Annotated in this window: 14 protein-coding genes; 3 read left to right on the top strand and 11 right to left on the bottom strand. The window is 67.9% G+C overall.

Going from position 1 to position 16,349, the window contains the following annotated elements; all coding sequences use genetic code 11:
- Positions 1 to 90 precede the first annotated feature (90 nt).
- A complete protein-coding gene (gene mntR, locus G3T14_RS07255; RefSeq protein WP_163641542.1) occupies positions 91 to 543 on the top strand; it encodes a manganese-binding transcriptional regulator MntR in 453 nt (150 codons plus the stop codon).
- Between the two features lie 42 nt (positions 544 to 585).
- Here mntR and G3T14_RS07260 read toward each other — a convergent pair whose 3' ends face one another.
- Genes G3T14_RS07260 through G3T14_RS07270 form a run of 3 tightly spaced genes read right to left on the bottom strand, consistent with a single transcriptional unit; the run spans position 586 to position 3,681 of the window.
- Positions 586 to 1,875: a type III PLP-dependent enzyme gene (locus G3T14_RS07260; protein WP_163641544.1), complete on the bottom strand. Its 1,290-nt coding sequence runs from the start codon at positions 1,873 to 1,875 to the stop codon at positions 586 to 588.
- A complete protein-coding gene (locus tag G3T14_RS07265; protein ID WP_163641546.1) occupies positions 1,868 to 3,391 on the bottom strand; it encodes an AMP-binding protein in 1,524 nt (507 codons plus the stop codon). The genes G3T14_RS07260 and G3T14_RS07265 overlap by 8 nt, the downstream gene beginning before the upstream one ends.
- Positions 3,392 to 3,402: 11 nt before the next feature.
- A complete protein-coding gene (locus tag G3T14_RS07270; RefSeq protein ID WP_246733025.1) occupies positions 3,403 to 3,681 on the bottom strand; it encodes an acyl carrier protein in 279 nt (92 codons plus the stop codon).
- 331 nt (positions 3,682 to 4,012) lie between these two features.
- On the opposite strand from G3T14_RS07270, the gene aqpZ reads away from it, so the two are divergent.
- Positions 4,013 to 4,753: an aquaporin Z gene (gene aqpZ, locus G3T14_RS07275; protein WP_163641548.1), complete on the top strand. Its 741-nt coding sequence runs from the start codon at positions 4,013 to 4,015 to the stop codon at positions 4,751 to 4,753.
- Positions 4,754 to 4,760: 7 nt separating this feature from the next.
- On the opposite strand, the gene G3T14_RS07280 is transcribed toward aqpZ, so the two are convergent.
- Genes G3T14_RS07280 through G3T14_RS07290 form a run of 3 tightly spaced genes read right to left on the bottom strand, consistent with a single transcriptional unit; the run spans position 4,761 to position 11,481 of the window.
- Positions 4,761 to 5,678, bottom strand: a complete 918-nt coding sequence (locus G3T14_RS07280; RefSeq protein WP_163641550.1) for a transglutaminase family protein — start codon at positions 5,676 to 5,678, stop codon at positions 4,761 to 4,763.
- Positions 5,675 to 8,197: a circularly permuted type 2 ATP-grasp protein gene (locus G3T14_RS07285; protein WP_163641552.1), complete on the bottom strand. Its 2,523-nt coding sequence runs from the start codon at positions 8,195 to 8,197 to the stop codon at positions 5,675 to 5,677. The genes G3T14_RS07280 and G3T14_RS07285 overlap by 4 nt, the downstream gene beginning before the upstream one ends.
- Complete coding sequence (locus G3T14_RS07290; protein ID WP_163641554.1) at positions 8,194 to 11,481, bottom strand: transglutaminase family protein; 3,288 nt, start codon at positions 11,479 to 11,481, stop codon at positions 8,194 to 8,196. The genes G3T14_RS07285 and G3T14_RS07290 overlap by 4 nt, the downstream gene beginning before the upstream one ends.
- Before the next feature lie 464 nt (positions 11,482 to 11,945).
- Here G3T14_RS07290 and G3T14_RS07295 point away from each other — a divergent pair, with 464 nt between their 5' ends.
- Complete coding sequence (locus G3T14_RS07295) at positions 11,946 to 13,106, top strand: putative zinc-binding peptidase (protein WP_163641556.1); 1,161 nt, start codon at positions 11,946 to 11,948, stop codon at positions 13,104 to 13,106.
- A 4-nt stretch (positions 13,107 to 13,110) separates the two neighbouring features.
- Here the strand turns inward: G3T14_RS07295 and G3T14_RS07300 are convergent, their stop codons facing one another.
- From G3T14_RS07300 to G3T14_RS07315, 5 genes are all read right to left on the bottom strand, one after another.
- Positions 13,111 to 13,506, bottom strand: a complete 396-nt coding sequence (locus G3T14_RS07300) for an acyl-CoA thioesterase (protein ID WP_163641558.1) — start codon at positions 13,504 to 13,506, stop codon at positions 13,111 to 13,113.
- A 177-nt stretch (positions 13,507 to 13,683) separates the two neighbouring features.
- Positions 13,684 to 13,812, bottom strand: a complete 129-nt coding sequence (locus tag G3T14_RS25390; RefSeq protein ID WP_281409796.1) for a hypothetical protein — start codon at positions 13,810 to 13,812, stop codon at positions 13,684 to 13,686.
- Positions 13,813 to 13,999: 187 nt separating this feature from the next.
- A complete protein-coding gene (locus G3T14_RS07305; protein WP_163641560.1) occupies positions 14,000 to 14,293 on the bottom strand; it encodes a hypothetical protein in 294 nt (97 codons plus the stop codon).
- A 157-nt stretch (positions 14,294 to 14,450) separates the two neighbouring features.
- Positions 14,451 to 14,636 (bottom strand): DUF1508 domain-containing protein, encoded by a 186-nt coding sequence (locus G3T14_RS07310; protein ID WP_163641562.1) that lies wholly within the window; start codon positions 14,634 to 14,636, stop codon positions 14,451 to 14,453.
- A gap of 135 nt (positions 14,637 to 14,771) precedes the next feature.
- The gene (locus tag G3T14_RS07315; RefSeq protein ID WP_163641564.1) at positions 14,772 to 16,271 is read right to left on the bottom strand and encodes a DEAD/DEAH box helicase; all 1,500 of its coding nucleotides are present in this window, start codon (positions 16,269 to 16,271) and stop codon (positions 14,772 to 14,774) included.
- Positions 16,272 to 16,349: the final 78 nt, after the last annotated feature.

Here is a 16,349-nt window from a genome sequence, read left to right on the forward strand (position 1 = left end):
GGGGCTCCCATCGGGGCGCGGGCTTGGCTACACAGCGGGAACGCGGGCGCCCGATCCGGCGCGTTCGGCGATCGGGAGACAGCCGGCCTCATGCGGGAAACGTCGCGATCCGTGCCAGAAGCGTCGCTCGTCGATGCCGACGTCCATGTCGAAAGCTTCCGACAGGCGCGCGAGGCGCGGCGACTCGAACTCGTGGAGGATTACGTCGAACTGATCGCAGATCTCATCGGCGATGGCGGCGAGGCGCGTCAGGTGGATATCGCCGCCCGACTCGGCGTCGCCCAGCCGACGGTGGCCAAGATGCTCAAGCGTCTGGCCGAGGACGGCCTGGTGCAGCAGCGGCCCTATCGCGGGGTGTTTCTCACTGAGACCGGCCAGGCGCTCGCCGTGCAGAGCCGGGAGCGTCATCGAATCGTCGAGCTGTTCCTGTGCGCCCTCGGCGTCAGTGCCGAGACCGCCCGCCGCGATGCGGAAGGGATCGAGCATCACGTGAGTGCCGAGACCCTGGAGGCGTTCCGGCGTTTCACGGAAACGAATTCGTAGAGCCGTGTCGAAGCCAGGGCGGCATTACTCGGAAACGCTGGCTTAAGCGTCCCGCCGACCGATCGCCGTCGCCACGCCACCATCCACCAGAATTTCTGCCGGACGCGGATGGCCGAGGAAGCCCGTCGGGCTCGCTGTGAGCCCGTACGCGCCCGATTGCAGCACCGCCACGAGGTCGCCCGGCGCGAGATCCGGCAGCGTGGCGGCGCGGGCCAGCATATCGAGGGGCGTGCAGAGTGGGCCGACCACGGCGCAGGGACTGCGCGGTGTCTCGGGACGATCGACCACCGCGACCAGCGGATAGTCGCGCTTGACGATCTGGCCGAGATTGCCCGAGGCGGCGAGATGATGATGCATGCCGCCATCGGTGATGACGAAGCGAGTGCCGCGCGAGCGCTTCACAGCCCGGACCCGCGCCACGTAGAGGCCGGCGGGGCCGGCGAGATAGCGTCCGGGCTCCAAGACGATGCGGGCGCCCGCGAGGTTTGGGTTTCCGGCCACCAACTCCTTCAGCACCGGAATCCCGGCGTGCAGGGCGGCGAGGTCGAGGGCGGTATCGCCCGAAAAATACGGGATGCCGAGGCCGCCGCCGAGGTCGACAGTATCGAGGCGGCGCCCGATCCGCGCGGCGACGCGGGCGGCGAGCCGCAAGCCGTAGGCCCATTGCGCCAGAAGCGTGCCGGCGATCAGTCCCTGCGTCCCGGCGAACAGATGGATTCCCGAGAGGTGCAGGTGCGGCTCGGCCTCCACCGCATCGACGACGGCGTCGAGGTCCTCCTCGTCGAAGCCGAACGGCGACGGCTTGCCACCCATCCGCATGGCGCCGCCCTGCGCGTCCGGTCCCGGATTGATCCGGATCGCCACCCGTTGCGTCCGGCCCTGGTGTCCGGCGGCCAAAGCAACACGCGCCGTCTCCTCGGCATTTTCCAAGTGGATTTCGCCGATCCCGGCCGCGACCACCCGCGCGATGTCGGCATCGCTTTTGCCCGGCCCGGCGAACAGGATCCGATCCGGCGACACCCCAGCCGCGCATGCGGCCGCGAACTCGGCGCCGGAGGCGATTTCGGCCCCCGCCCCTTCCTGCGCGAAGATCCGGATGATCGCCGGGTCGGGATTGGCCTTGACCGAGTAGACGACCTCCGCAAAGCCCGAGACCGCTTGCGCCAGGGTGCGGTAGGCCCGACGCATCAGGTCGGCATCGTAGAGGAAGAGCGGCGTGCCGTGGGTGTCGGACAGGGTCCGCACGTCGAGACCGCCCACGTGGAGCACGCCGTCACTCCGGGAAAACTGCTCGGCGACGAGGGCTTTGGCGAGGTCGTCCGGCTCAGGCATCGATGGTGCGCTCCGCGACGAGGCGCTTGTAATCGACCTTGCCGTTGGGCGTCAGCGGCAGCGCCGCCACGGCCTCGACGGCCCGAGGCACCATGTGCGGGGGCAGCAGGTCGCGGACCGCCTGCAACGCGGCGTCCGGCGGTACTCCGTCCTCGGCCAGCACGGCCACCGCATGGATGCGCTGCCCGACGCTCGCATCCGGCAGGCCGATGATGGCGACGGTGCGGAAGGCGCCGGTCTCCATCAGCGCCTCCTCCACCTCGGTCGGGCTCACGCGAAACCCCGCCGTCTTGATCATCGCGTCGGCCCGGCCGACGAAGCTGAAGTAGCCTGCCTCGTCCTCCACCACGATATCGCCGGAGCGGCAGACCGGCGGGGCGTGCGGGTCGCGGGGATCGGGCACCAGCACCCGGGCGGTGTCCTCGGGCCGGTTCCAGTAGCCGAGCGAGACCGTGGGTCCGCGATGCATCAGGATGCCGGGCTCGCCGGGCCGCGTGCGTCGGCCGTCCTCGGTCACCGCGAAGATCTCGGTCTCGGGGATGGCGCGGCCGATGGAGCCCGGTCGCGCTGCGATCTCGTGCGGTGGCAGCCACGTCGAGCGGAACGCCTCCGTGAGCCCGTACATCAGGACGATCTCGGTGGCCGGAAGTGCCTTGCGCAGGCGCGCCAGCGTCTCGAGCGGGACGGCGCCGCCCGAATTGGTGACGTAGCGCAGGCGTGAGAGGTCGGCCCTCGCGAGGCGCGGCGCGGCGCGGGTGAGCAGGGTCCATAGGGTCGGGACACCGGCAAGCCCGGTGATCCCCTGCTCCTCGATGGCCCGCACGACCTCGTCGCCGAACCGGAATTCGAGGAGGACGAGGCAAGCCCCCTGCTCCACGCTGGTGAGGAGCTGATTCAGCCCGTAATCGAAGGCGAAGGGCAGCACCGACAGGATGCGCTCGTCGGGCGTGATCCCGAGATAGCTCCGTACGATGCGGATGCCGGCGATCAGGTTGGCATGGCTGAGCATCACGCCCTTGGGCAGGCCGGTGGAGCCGGAGGTGTAGAGGATCGCGGCGAGGTCTTGTGGTGCGGCCGATGTCGTTGTGGGATCGAGCCGGACGATGAGCGGGTCGAGGCCCGCATCGCTATCCGTAATCGCTGCCGGGCTGAGGAAGGCGATCGCCGCGCCGAGTTGGGCGAGCAGGCTCGCGTTCGTCACCAGCGCACGCGCGCCGCAATCCTCGACGATGTGCTGCACCTGACGCGGGCGCAGGCTTGGGTGGATCGGCACGAACACCGCCCCTGCCCGGCCGATCGCGAAGATCGCGACGCATTCGGCGAGCGATTTCGGCTGCAGGATCGCGACCCGATCACCCGGCTCGATCCCGGCCCGAACCAGGCGCGCGGCCAGGGTGTCGACGCCCTCGCGCAAGGCGCCATAGGTCAGGCTGTCGCTGCCGGCCACGAGCGCCGTGCGGTCGGCCGTGCAGGCCGCCCCGTCGAGCAGATGGTGCAGCAGCGTGGGTTGGCGCATCGGTAAGGGCTTCAGGCCTGATGCCGCTTGCCGTCGACGTAACGGGCGAGCGCATCGACGCTCTCGAAATGCGCGAGGTCGAAGGCATCCTCCTCGATCTCGAACCCGAAGCGTTCGCCGAGGTCCATCATCAGGTCGAGCACGCCGATGGAATCGAGGGCATCGCTGGTGACGAGCGACGTCGCACCCGTCACCGCATCGCGATCCATCCCCGGATTGCGCGCGGCGATGAAGGCGAGGATCGCGGCGCTCACGGCGGCGTGCCGTTCCATCGTCTGTGTCTCGGCCAAGACCCGCTCTCCATCTGATGTCCGCGCGTGGAGCCGCGCTTAAGCCATCTCGCCCTCGAAAGTCCATCGGATGGGCAGGCGGCTGCGCTCCCCGAACGCCGAGTCCGCAACCCGCATCACCGGTCTCGCTAGCACGCCCACCACAATCGGTGAGGATTGGAGGAATTCTAGAAACCGCGCGCAAAAACTATTAAAAACTGAGATATAAGCAATTGTTGCGATTTTACCGGAAATCGAACATTGTATTCGTGTCACAAGCGATGTCCTGTCGTCACATCGCTTGTGCCTGAAGATTCGGTGCGGACGACTGTCTCTGAACAGGATGTCGCCTATGTCCAATGACACCATGCGTCGGGCCTCGGCCGAATTCTTCGGAACCTTCTGGCTGACCTTCGGGGGATGTGGAGCCGCCGTGATCTCGGCGGCCTTCCCCGAACTCGGGATCGGATTTCTCGGGGTCGCCTTCGCCTTCGGCCTCACCGTCCTGACCATGGCCTACGCCGTCGGGCATATCTCAGGCGGCCACTTCAATCCCGCAGTGACGTTCGGATTGTGGACGGCGGGGCGCTGTGCCGACCGGCATGTCCTGCCTTATGTGCTCGCCCAGGTGACCGGCGCGATCGTCGGGGCGGCGGTGCTCTACACCATCGCGTCCGGCAAAGCCGGTTGGGTTCCGGCGGGCTTCGCCTCGAACGGATATGGCGACCTCAGCCCGGGCAAGTACAGTCTCGGTGCGTGCCTGATGATGGAGTTCCTGGCGACGTTCTTTTTCCTGTTCATCATCATCGGCACAACCTCGAAAGGCGCGGCAAGCGGCTTTGCCGGCATTCCCATCGGGTTCGCCCTGGTCCTGATCCATCTCGTCTCGATCCCGGTGACCAACACATCGGTCAACCCCGCGCGCAGCACTGGCCCTGCCCTATTCGCCGGGGGCGAATATATCGGGCAGCTGTGGCTGTTCTGGCTCGCGCCGATGCTCGGGGCTGGCCTTGCGGGCGCCCTGGCGCGCTGGCTCTACGAGCCGGACGGCATCGTCCAGACCATCGTGGTCGAGGAGAGGTCGGTGGCGTGAACCGGTGTCAGGTGGTCTCGGATTCGGCCACCGTCGCATGCTCCGGCATCGCCTCGCCGTCTGGGATCACGTCGACCTCGACCTTGAGCTTCTGCGGGCCGGAGGACGAGACGATGCCGTCGATGGGCGAGACGTCGGTATAGTCGCGCCCGCGCGCCACCACGATATGGTCGTCGCACATCCCGATCCCGTTGGTCGGGTCGAAACCGAACCAGGCGTCCCCGCACCACACCGAGACCCAGGCATGGCTCGCATCGGCGCCGCGCAGGCGCGGGCGCCCGGCTGGCGGGATGGTGCGCAGGTAGCCGCTGACATAGGCCGCCGGCACTCCGAGACCGCGCAGGCCCGCGATCATGATGTGGGCGAAATCCTGACACACGCCGGCGCGCAGGACGAAGGCTTCGGCGAGCGGCGTACGGACGTCGGTGGCCTTGGAGTCGAATTTGAAGTCGGCCCGGATCCGCCGCATCAGATCGAAGGCGCCACCATAGGCACTGCGTCCGGGCGGGAAGCTCGCGCGGGCATAGTCGGTGATCGTCGGCGCCAGGGCGACGCGGGCGCTCGGAAACAGGTAGTGGACCGGCGCGTCGTGGGCTAGCGAGCGGGCGGCCAGGCTCGTGTCGCGCACCTGATCCCACGGCATCCCCGATTCCGGCGCGGGGAGCGGCGGCCGCTCCACCATCACCCGAGACAGCGATTCGACGCGCAGTTCGGTGTGCGGCGCGTCGATGGTGACCGCCACCACGTCGAGTCCGAAATAGTCACGCCGCACCACGCGGGTCCGCGGGGCCGGCGTGATCGTCAGGCTGCTGTCGAGCACCGTCTGGCCTTCCCCATCGCTGGGGCGCAGCCGCAGGGCGCAGCGGGCGAAACGGACGGGCCGGGCGTAGCGGTAGGTGGTGAGGTGGCGCAGCGTATAGATCACGCAAGCCCCATGAGCTTTTCCGGGCGCATCGCGTGTGGCCCATTGGGGAAATAGCGGGTGGCGATGGCGTCGGCGAGGCCCTCGAAGGCGTTCTCCAGGCGGGCGAGTGCGGCCCCGTCGAAATCACTCGCCTCCCCGGTGGCGAACTCCGCCCCCAGCTTGGCGGCGATCCGCCGGTGCGGTTCGGGCAGGCCGTCGACCCGCAGGGCCGGCAGGTCGGCGAGGTGGCGCTCGATCGCTTCGACCTGAAATGCCACCGATCGTGGGTTGAACGGATCGAGCAGCACCATGTCGCGCACCGGTTCGAGGGCCACGCCCTGCATGTAGCGCGCGCCGAAGGAGACGTGGGAATCGCACAGCGACAGCATCACCCCGAGATCCTCCGCGGTGGCGGTGTCCCCGGCGAATTGCGTGGCGCAGGCACAGGTGTTGATCGCCCGCTCGATACGCCGGCCGAGATCGACGAAGTGCCATCCCGCCGTCCGGTTCATGTTCTCCTGCGCCAGTCCCGACAGGGCGGCGATGTGCCCGAGCGCCCGCTCGGCCAATGCCAAGAGCTGAGCTTCTGCCAAGTCCCGCTTCGGGTCGAGGTCGAGGACGTCGCGCAGATCGGCCAATGTGCGCCACGCCTCTCCCGAGAGGCGTTCGCGCAGGGAGGCGGCGTTGGCCCGCGCCGACAGGCTGTGCGACAGGGCGGAACCGTAGGCCTCGCGTCCGCTGAGTGCCTCCTGCGCCAGTTCCGCCGTGGGCATGTCGGGGGCGGCGATCGCTCCCCACTCGTCGAGGAGGGCGCGGATGCGCAGGGCCGTCGGCGCCTTGGCATCGCCCGCCATGTCGGCGATCACCGCGCCGCCGACGCTGCCGAGATGGGCCACCACGAGGCGGATCACCGCCTCTGCGCGCTCGACGTAGCGCCCGAACCAGAACAGGTTGTCGGCGGCCCGTGACGGCAAGTGGCCGGCGATGCGGCGGACCCGCGGCGCGCCCTGCTGCATCAGCGAGACCGCTTCCACCGGCGTATCCGACAGGACCCAGACGTCGGCCGACTTGATGCCCGCCCGCATCTCGATGGGCTCCACGTCGGGCCGCTCGGAAATGCGGCAGAACCCGCCGGGCATCACACGCCATCCGCCATCCGCCGTGGCAGCCGCGAACACCCGCAGGACGAAGGGACGCGGCGTCAGGCGCAGACCTCCGGGCGTGCGCTCCCAGGCCGGCATGGTCGAAAGCGGTGCGGCCTCCTGTGCAACGTAGTCGAACGGACGGTCGCGCAGGGCCGCAACCACGCGGTCGCGCTCCGCTCCCAGCGCATGCGGACCCATGATCGCGTCGCGCGCCGCGCCTTTGGGTGGGGTCGCTACGGGCCGCAACGTCAGGCCGTCGAGGTTGTCGCGGACATAGGCGAGCGAGTCCGGATCGCCGCACCACCAGGTGCGGGGGCCGGTGAGCGCCAGTTCGGTGCCGAGCAGCTTTTGCGCGATGCCGGGCAGGTAGGCGGCCAATGCCCCCGATTCGAGAAAGCCCGATCCCGGCATATTGCCGACCACGAGGCTGCCGTTGCGCAGGGCTTCGACGAGGCCGGGCACGCCCAGGCGCGAGGCCGGGTTGAGTTCGAGCGGGTCGACGTAGTCGGAATCGATGCGCCGCCACAGCACGTCGGCCCGCTTCAGGCCCGAGACTGTGCGGATATGCAGGGCTCCGTCCTGCATCACGAGGTCGTCGCCTTCGACCAGCAGCAGGCCGAGATAGCGGGCAAGTGCTGCCTGCTCGACATAGGTCGAGCTGAACGGGCCGGAGGTCAGCAGGCAGATGCGCGGGTCGCTGCGCTGCGCGCCCACCGCGAGGCCATCGCGAAACGCCTGGAAGAACGTGGCGAGGCGCTCGACGTGCAGGTCGGTGTGGATGTCCGGGAAGGCGCGGGTCAACACCATCCGGTTCTCCAGCGCGTAGCCGGGGCCGGAGGGGGATTGTGTCCGGTCGGCGAGCACGCGCCAGCGTCCGTCGCGGCCGCGGGTGATATCGGCCGCATAGAACTTGAGGAAGCGGCCGCCGGGGGGCGCCACATGCACCATCGGGCGCATGAATTCGGGACTTCCCGCAACGACGGCCGCCGGCAGCAGTCCCTCCTCAACGAGACGGCCGGCGCCATACACGTCGGCGAGGATCGCTTCCATCAGCGAGGCACGCTGGATGATGCCGGCGCCGAGCGCCTGCCAATCGGCGTGCTCGACGACGAGGGGAAGCGAGCCGAGCGGCCAGGCATGCTCGCGCCTGTCGCCGTAGATCCGGTACGAGATGCCGGTATCGCGGATGTGGCGCTCGGCCGAAGTGAACCGAGCCGCGATCTGCGTCTCGCTCAGGGCGCCCAGACGGTCGAGCAGACGTGGCCACCCGCCCTTGGGGCGACCGGCGGAGTCCATGAACTCGTCGGGTACGCCCGGTTGCGGCCGGTAGCCGGAGGTCCAGCGTGCCAGCCGTTCCGCTCGCCCGGAGACCTCCGCCACGGCCAGGTCGGTCATTGGGGCGACGGTGTCCGCAGGTCGAGGGTCATCGGGAACTCGCGGCTCGTCTCTTCTACCGGCATCGCGACCTTGCCGGGGGTGTGGCCGTGGGCCTGGAAGCGGGCGAGGCGGCGCCCCTCCGCTTCGTAGGTGTTGACCGGGAAGGTCTCGTAGTTGCGCCCCCCCGGATGGCTGACGTGATAGCGACACCCGCCGAGCGATCGGCCACTCCAGGCATCGAGGATATCGATGGTCAACGGTGCGTGGGCCGGGATCGTCGGGTGCATCGACGATGCCGGCTGCCACGCCTTGAACCGCAGGCCCGCAACGGCCTCTCCGGATACGCCGGTGCTGGTCATCGGCAATCGGCGTCCGTTGCAGCTGATCACGTGCCGGCCGGGGACAAAGCCCTCGACCTTCACCTGAAGCCGCTCCACGGAGCTGTCGACGTAACGCACGGTGCCTCCGATGGCGCCCTCCTCGCCCAGCACGTGCCAGGGCTCCAGGGCTTGGCGCAGCTCAAGCTTCACGCCGCCATGCTCCACCGTCCCGAAGACCGGGAAGCGGAACTCGCGCTGCGCGACGAAGGCCGCAGGATCGAAGTCGTAGCCGGCTGCCCGCAGATCCTCCAGCACGCCGACGAAGTCGGCCCACAGGAAGTGCGGCAGCATGAAACGATCGTGCAGGCCCGTGCCCCAGCGGACACAGCCACCGGTTTGCGGCTCGCGCCACAGCCAGGCGACGATGGCGCGCAGCAGGAGCTGCTGGGCCAGGCTCATGCGCGGGTCCGGCGGCATCTCGAAGGAGCGGAACTCGAGCAGCCCGAGGCGTCCCGTCGGCCCGTCCGGCGAGTACAGCTTGTCGATGCAGATCTCGGAGCGATGGGTGTTGCCCGTCACATCCACGAGGATGTTGCGGAAGATGCGATCCACCAGCCAGCGCGGAATATTGGGCTCGTCGGGCTTGGGAACCTGCGCCATGGCGATTTCGAGCTCGTAGAGCCCGTCATGACGCGCCTCGTCCATGCGCGGGGCCTGGCTCGTGGGGCCGATATACAGACCCGAGAACAGGTACGACATCGCCGGGTGGCGCTGCCAGTAGAGTACGAGGCTCTTGAGCAGATCGGGCCGTCGGAGGAACGGGGAATCGGCCGGCGTCGCGCCGCCCAGCACCACGTGGTTGCCGCCGCCGGTGCCGGTGTGGCGTCCATCGGTCATGAACTTCTGCGCACCGAGGCGGATCTGGCGGGCATCCTCGTACAGGTCGGTGGTGATCGTCACCGCGTCGCGCCAGGTCGGAGCCGGGTGGACGTTGACCTCGATCACGCCGGGATCGGGAGTGACCTTGATGACGTTCATGCGCGGGTCGAACGGCGGCTCGTAGCCTTCGATATGCAGCGGCTGCTTGAGTTCGGCGGCGGCCTCCTCGAGATAGCCGAGCAGCTCGAGATACTCGTCCACGCGCTCGAGCGGCGGCATGAAGACGTGAAGCAGGCCGTCGCGCGGCTCCACCGCGAAAGCGGTGCGGACGGCGACGCCCGTGACACCCGAGCCATTGATGGTCTCGGGACCGGAATGACCCTCGGGCAGAGCACCGCGCGCCTCCAGCGGATCCTGCGGCTGGTAATAGGGGTAGTTCTCCGGCGCCACATAGGGCAGCGACGAGAGCGGCAGACGGTAGCCCACCGGCGAGTCGCCCGGTGTGAGGAAGGCGTGATCGCGGCGGAACTCCCAGCCTTCGGAGATCCAGAGGCGCTCTGCCGCCTCATCCTTGTCGCTGGGACTCGCCTTGCCGATGGGCAGGCTCGCGAGCGGCAGCGCATAGCCGGCGGCCTCGCCGAGGCCGCGCTCGAAGACGCGGGCCATCCGCGCATTGGCCTCTGGGTTGGGGAAATGCGGCTCGGAGGTCGTGACGTTGACCGGCAGCTCGTCGCGCTTCTCAGCCCAGTAGACCGGGTCCTCGAAGGCGGGGAAAACGTAGGGTCCGAGGCCGAGGCGCTTGGCGACCGCGTCGATCAGCGCCTTGGCCTTGGTCGAATCCGCATCGCGCGGGCCGTCCTCGGCGGCGATGAGCTCTGCGTTCTTCCAGATCGGCTTGCCGTCCCGGCGCCAGTACAGGGCGAAGGCCCAGCGCGGCAGGCTCTCGCCCGGATACCACTTGCCCTGGCCGTAATGCAGCATGCCGCCGGGTGCGAAGCGGGTGCGCAGGCGACGGATCAGCTTGTCGGCCAGACCGCGCTTCGTCGGTCCGACCGCGGCGGCGTTCCATTCCGCCGATTCGAAATCGTCGATGGAGACGAAGGTCGGCTCGCCGCCCATGGTCAGCCGCACGTCCTGCTCGGCGAGGTCGGCGTCGATGCGATCGCCCAGCGCGTCCATGGCCGCCCAGATCTCTTCCGAGAACGGCTTAGTGATGCGTGGGGCCTCGGCCACGCGCGTCACCGTCATCTCGAAGCCGAACTCCACTTCCGCCGGCTCGGCGAGCCCTGAGATGGGGGATGCGGAATTGTAGTGCGGGGTCGCGGCCAGCGGGATGTGGCCCTCGCCGCACAGCAGGCCGGAGGTGGCATCGAGCCCGATCCATCCCGCGCCGGGCAGGAAGACCTCCGCCCATGCGTGCAGATCGGTGAAATCGGTGGCGGTTCCAACCGGGCCATCCACCGCGGTGGTGTCGGGGACGAGCTGAATCAGGTAGCCCGAGACGAAGCGCGCCGCGAGGCCGATGCGGCGCAGGATCTGCACCATCAGCCATGCCGAGTCGCGGCACGAACCGCTCTTCAGCGTCAAGGTTTCGGCGGCGGTCTGCACGCCCGGCTCCATGCGGACGCCGTAGGTGATCTCCTGCGCCACCTGCGCGTTCAACGCCACCAGGAATAGTACCGTGTTCGGCTCGGCCGGCAGGTGCTCGAGGAACGCGTCCACCTCGGGCGCCATGGCGTCGTCGAGGACGAGATAGGGCTTCAGTTCTGCGGTCAGGTCGTCCGCATAGGTGAAGCCGCGGGTCTGTGCGTACTCCTCCACGAAGAAGTCGAATGGGTTGATCACCGACATGTCGGCGGTCAGGTCGACCTCGATCTTCAGCTCGGTCGTCTTCTCAGGGAAGATGATGCGCGCGAGCCAGTTGCCGTTGGGGTCCTGCTGCCAGTTGATGAAGTGGTTCTCGGGCAGAACCTTCAGCGAATAGGCCGGCACGGCCGTGCGCGCATGCGGTGCGGGCCGCAGGCGGATAACCTGTGGACCCAGCGCAATCGGCCGGTCGTAGGTGTAGTGGGTGACGTGATGCAGGGCGGCTTTGATCGACACGGGGACTCCCGCAGTACCAGGACATGGAGCCGGGCGGGCGAGGACGTATTCGCGCCGGCTGCGGAGAAACGAGGCACCGCCTTGCGGTGCCTCGGAAGAAGGTCATCAGTTCCATACGCCAACGGTCACCCGTGTGCGATGGGTCGTTTCTGGCACGCACCGGTGGATCGCGGGCCGGATGGCGTGAGCGGCCATCCCTGCCAGCGTTTCGCCGAAAGCTGCGCCGGGCCGGACTTGTACGCAAGTTTCGTGCATCATTGCGTGTCGGAAAATGATGGACCGGGGCGCTCTCCAGTATGGAGTTGGAACTTCCCTCACTGCCCGGCTTTGGTTGGCTTGCCGTGGGACCGCGGCCGGGCGGAGCCGTCCGCGTTGCAGATCCGGGAGCGGAGCAAGGGAAGAGTGGGGGCGCGCGGAGATCGGAACGGAGTGTGTAGGACAGGGATGGGTACCGAGCCGACTCAATGAAGATCTTCCAGTGCCAGGCTTGCGATCAGCCGATCAGCTTCGAGAGCACCGATTGCGAAAGCTGCGGGCGAAAGCTCGGCTACGTCTCCGACGTGCACGAGATGTCGGCGCTCGAGCCCTCGGGCACAATTTGGCATGCCTATGCCGACCCGGCGCGCAAGTACCGTTTTTGCGCCAATGCCCAATACGGAGCGTGCAACTGGCTGGTGCCGGATGCGTCATCCGATCGCTACTGTACGACCTGCCGGCACAACCGGGTCGTGCCCGATCTGACCATCGCCTGGAACCTCACCCGCTGGCGCCAGATCGAGGCGGCCAAGCATCGGCTGTTCTACTCGCTCCTGCGCCTCAACCTGCCGCTGATGACGCGCGACGAGAATCCGATCGCCGGCCTCGCCTTCGACTTCCTCGTCGATCCAGCCGAAAGCTACCGGGTCGGACCGCCGGTTCTCACCGGACACCGGAACGGGTTGATTACCCTCAACATCGCCGAAGCCGATGATGTCGAGCGCGAGCGGCGGCGGATGCTCTTCGGAGAATATTACCGCACTCTTCTCGGCCATTTCCGCCACGAGATCGGACATTATTTCTGGAACGTTCTGGTGCGCTACGACCAGAGCCTGTGGACGTTCCGGTCGCTTTTCGGCGACGAGCGCGCGAATTACAGCGGCGCGCTGCAGCGCCATTACGCCCATGGCGCGCCGGCGGATTGGGAGGACTCCTACGTCAGCGCCTATGCCAGCAGCCATCCCTGGGAGGATTTCGCCGAGACCTGGGCGCAGTACCTCCACATCGTCGATACCGTCGAGACCGCCAGCACCTTTGAAATGCACGTGCGTCCACGCCTGCGGCACGGGGCGAGCGAACCCGTGGTGATCGACTACGATCCCTATCGGATTTCCGATTTCAGTCGGCTCGTGGAGGCGTGGCTGCCGCTGACCTACGCGGTCAATTCGCTCAGCCGCAGCATGGGGCAGCCGGCCCTGTACCCGTTCAAGCTGACGCCGGCGGTGATCGCCAAGCTGTCCTTCATCCACGAGCGCATCGATTCCATTCGCTCCATGGGGCATTCGATGGGCAGCGAGGAGGCCGGTTCGGACATTCTCAAGGCGGTGATCACCGGGCTGCGCCAACGCGTGGCGGCACCGAACGCCTGACAGTCTACGCGGGTTCGATCGGCCGGGGCCGGCCCTCGTCGTCGATGGCGACGAAGGTGAACGTCGCTTCGGTGACCTTTTCGCGCGTCTGCGTACGGAAGCGGCGCGCCCAGGCTTCCACCTCGATCTTCATCGATGTTCGGCCGATCTTTCCGATGCGGGTGTAGACGCACAGGACGTCACCGACCCGCACGGGACGGATGAAGGTCATCGCGTCCACCGCCACCGTCACAACGCGGCCCTGCGTGCGGTCGACCCCCGCGATGCCACCCGCCTGGTCCATCTGCGACATCACCCAGCCGCCAAAGATGTCGCCGTTGGCATTGGTGTCCGCCGGCATCGCGCTGGTTCGGACCGTAAGGTCCCCGCGCGGACCGCCGCCCTCTTCCGTCTCCGCCATTTCGTCCCCTCGTCGCCTTCGGCTCACCCACCAGTGCCATCACTCCGGAAGGCGAATGCAACCTTCAGGAAGCGGCGAAGCAAAAACAAGGAATTACCAGCGGCGGAACGGATACGCGACTGGGCGCCATGCTCGATCGTGACCCGCGCCGGATAAGCCACGTTTGGGGGAGCCTGATCAGGGCATCATACCCATGAATTTCAGGCATCCGGCCACGATGACGGCAGCGACCGAGACGGCGAGTTCGAGGGGGATCGATTGCCAGAGGTCGTGGGTCTGGGTCTCGCGCGCGGCGATCTCGGTCATGGGCGTTCCTCCGGAGCGGCGCGATCTGATGTCGACCGTCTCACGAAAAGAACCATACAGCATCATTCTGCCGGTACCCACACCCGAACAGGCATTTTGGTGCAAGACGCAAAAAGCCCGGCGGCGAATCACGCGCGCCGGGCTGATCGATGGCGAGCGATCCCGCTACCCGCGGGACCGAGCGCTATCAGTAGAAGCGGCGCGGGCCGTAGAACCGGCGCGGACCATAGAACCGCCGTGGGCCATAGAAACGACGCGGGGCATAGTAGCGACGGCCATAGAACGGGCGCGGACCATAGAAGCGGCGCGGGCCATAGAACCGGCGACGGTAACCGTAATACTGCACCGTCTGGGCGACGGCGGGGGCTGCCTCGCTCTGAAGGGCGAGGGCAGGACCGATCGGGGCGGCCGATGCGCCCTGGGGTGCCGCCGCGGCAAAGCCGAGAGCCAGCAGCGCGGCCAGCACGAGTTTCCTCAGCACGTTCACAACTCCCTGGGATATGTCGAGTGACGCCACGATACGAAGTGGCCCGGATTTCAATCCGGTCGCATGCAACGCGTGAACAGGCAAAGCGTTGCTTTTGCCATTCGCGCGTCTGCGAATACGGTCAACCAACCATTCCCGGCGGGTATGCCGGTCAGGCGATCTTGGTGGTCATGTCGACGATCGAGGCCGCGGCGCTTTCCTTGACCAATGCGATCCCGTGCTCGCAATCGGCGCGCCGGGCGTAGCCTTCGGCGGAATCGGCCACGACGTTGCCGTTCGCCACCCGCAGACGCCAACGCCACTCTCCGGCGGAATCCCTGTAGAGTTCGAACCGCATGGAAACCTCACTGGCTGCGCCTCGTGTCGCTCTTGAGATGGAGCGTCCGATCGGTGCGGCAATGGGGGTGACGCGACATGAAAACGCCGCCCCGGAGAACCGGGACGGCGCGAATGTCAGAACGGTATGCAGCGATCAGGAGCGCGGCGAGCGATCGAGCCAGCCGATGGCACGGCCTTCGCCGGGACCCGCGCCCTGCGGACGCGGGGTGCGCTGGCGATTGTCGCTGCGCGGCTCCGAGCGGGTCTCCTGCGGAGCGCCCTGGCGACGATCGCCACGGGCTTCCTGCGACCGACCGGCGCCCTCGGGCCGGGCCGAGCGCGCGGGCGCGCCCTGGCCACCACGGCCACCGTCTCCGCCGCGGCCCTGGCCGGGACGGCCACCACCGGGACGAGAACCGCCGGGGCGCTGACCCTGGCGCTGGCCGGGACGCTGACCCTGCGGAGCGGGACGACGCTCCTCGGCCTGGGCGGCGTCCATCGCCTCCTGGCGCGACGGAGGCGTGAAGCCCTCCGGGAAGGGGGCGACGGGGATCTTCTGGCGCGTGGTGCGCTCGATGTCCCGCAGGTAGGCCTTCTCTTCGTCGTTGCAGAACGAGATCGCGAGCCCGTTCGCCCCGGCGCGTGCGGTACGGCCGATGCGGTGGACGTAGCTCTCCGGCACGTTCGGCAGATCGTAGTTGATCACGTGGCTCACCGCTTCGACATCGATGCCGCGTGCGGCGATGTCGGTGGCCACGAGCACCCGGCAGGAGCCATCCTTGAAGGCGGCGAGGGCCCGCTCACGCTGGGGCTGGGACTTGTTGCCGTGGATGGCCGAGGCCGGAACGCCGACCTTCTCCAGACCGCGAACGACGCGGTCGGCGCCATGCTTGGTACGGGTGAAGACGAGAACGCGCTCGATCTTGGGATCGCGCAGGATATGGCCCAGCAATGCCTGCTTCGCGCCGGTATGGGCGAAGATGACCTCCTGCGTGACGCGCTCGGCGGTGGTGGCCACCGGCGTGACGGCGACCTGAACCGGGTCGCGCAGATACTGGTCGGCGAGGCCGGCGATGTTCTTCGGCATCGTGGCCGAAAAGAACAGGCTCTGGCGCTCCTTGGGCAGCATCTTCACGATGCGCTTCAGGGCGTGGATGAAGCCGAGGTCGAGCATCTGGTCGGCCTCGTCGAGGACGAGGATCTCGACGGCCTCGAGGGTCAGCGAGCGGCGCTCGATGAGATCCATCAGGCGGCCCGGCGTGGCGACGAGGATGTCGACGCCGTTGGCGAGCGCCTTCTCCTGGCGGGAGATGGTGACGCCACCGAACACCACGGTGTTGGTGAACGAGAGATGCCGGCCATAATCCGAGAAGCTCTCGGCGATCTGGTTGGCGAGCTCGCGCGTGGGCGAGAGTACGAGCACGCGGCAGCCACGACGGATCGCCTTGCGCGGGTTCTGCGCGAGCCGGTGCAGGATCGGCAGCGCGAAGGCGGCGGTCTTGCCGGTGCCGGTCTGGGCGATGCCGCAGAGGTCGCGGCCTTCCATGGCGGGGCGGAGGGCCTGGGCCTGGATCGGGGTCGGCGTCTTGTAGCCGGCCTCCTCCAACGCGCGCAGCACGGGCTGTGCGAGGCCGAAATCGGTAAACTGGGTCAAAAGGGTAACTTTCAGGCAGCGGGACCGTGGCGACGGCCGTCGAGAGACGGCGACCGCGATCGATGATCAGAATCGGTC

Origin of the sequence: Methylobacterium sp. BTF04 (assembly GCF_010692745.1) — a bacterium.
Lineage (GTDB): Bacteria > Pseudomonadota > Alphaproteobacteria > Rhizobiales > Beijerinckiaceae > Methylobacterium.

Excerpts from the sequence above, each read along its gene's own strand:
- G3T14_RS07260 (WP_163641544.1), bottom strand. The coding sequence starts at position 1,875 with ATGCCTGAGCCGGACGACCTCGCCAAAGCCCTCGTCGCCGAGCAGTTT.
- aqpZ (WP_163641548.1), top strand. The coding sequence starts at position 4,013 with ATGTCCAATGACACCATGCGTCGGGCCTCGGCCGAATTCTTCGGAACC.
- G3T14_RS07310 (WP_163641562.1), bottom strand. The coding sequence starts at position 14,636 with ATGCGGTTCGAACTCTACAGGGATTCCGCCGGAGAGTGGCGTTGGCGT.
- mntR (WP_163641542.1), top strand. The coding sequence starts at position 91 with ATGCGGGAAACGTCGCGATCCGTGCCAGAAGCGTCGCTCGTCGATGCC.
- G3T14_RS07285 (WP_163641552.1), bottom strand. The coding sequence starts at position 8,197 with ATGACCGACCTGGCCGTGGCGGAGGTCTCCGGGCGAGCGGAACGGCTG.
- G3T14_RS07295 (WP_163641556.1), top strand. The coding sequence starts at position 11,946 with ATGAAGATCTTCCAGTGCCAGGCTTGCGATCAGCCGATCAGCTTCGAG.
- G3T14_RS07265 (WP_163641546.1), bottom strand. The coding sequence starts at position 3,391 with ATGCGCCAACCCACGCTGCTGCACCATCTGCTCGACGGGGCGGCCTGC.
- G3T14_RS07300 (WP_163641558.1), bottom strand. The coding sequence starts at position 13,506 with ATGGCGGAGACGGAAGAGGGCGGCGGTCCGCGCGGGGACCTTACGGTC.
- G3T14_RS25390 (WP_281409796.1), bottom strand. The coding sequence starts at position 13,812 with ATGACCGAGATCGCCGCGCGCGAGACCCAGACCCACGACCTCTGGCAA.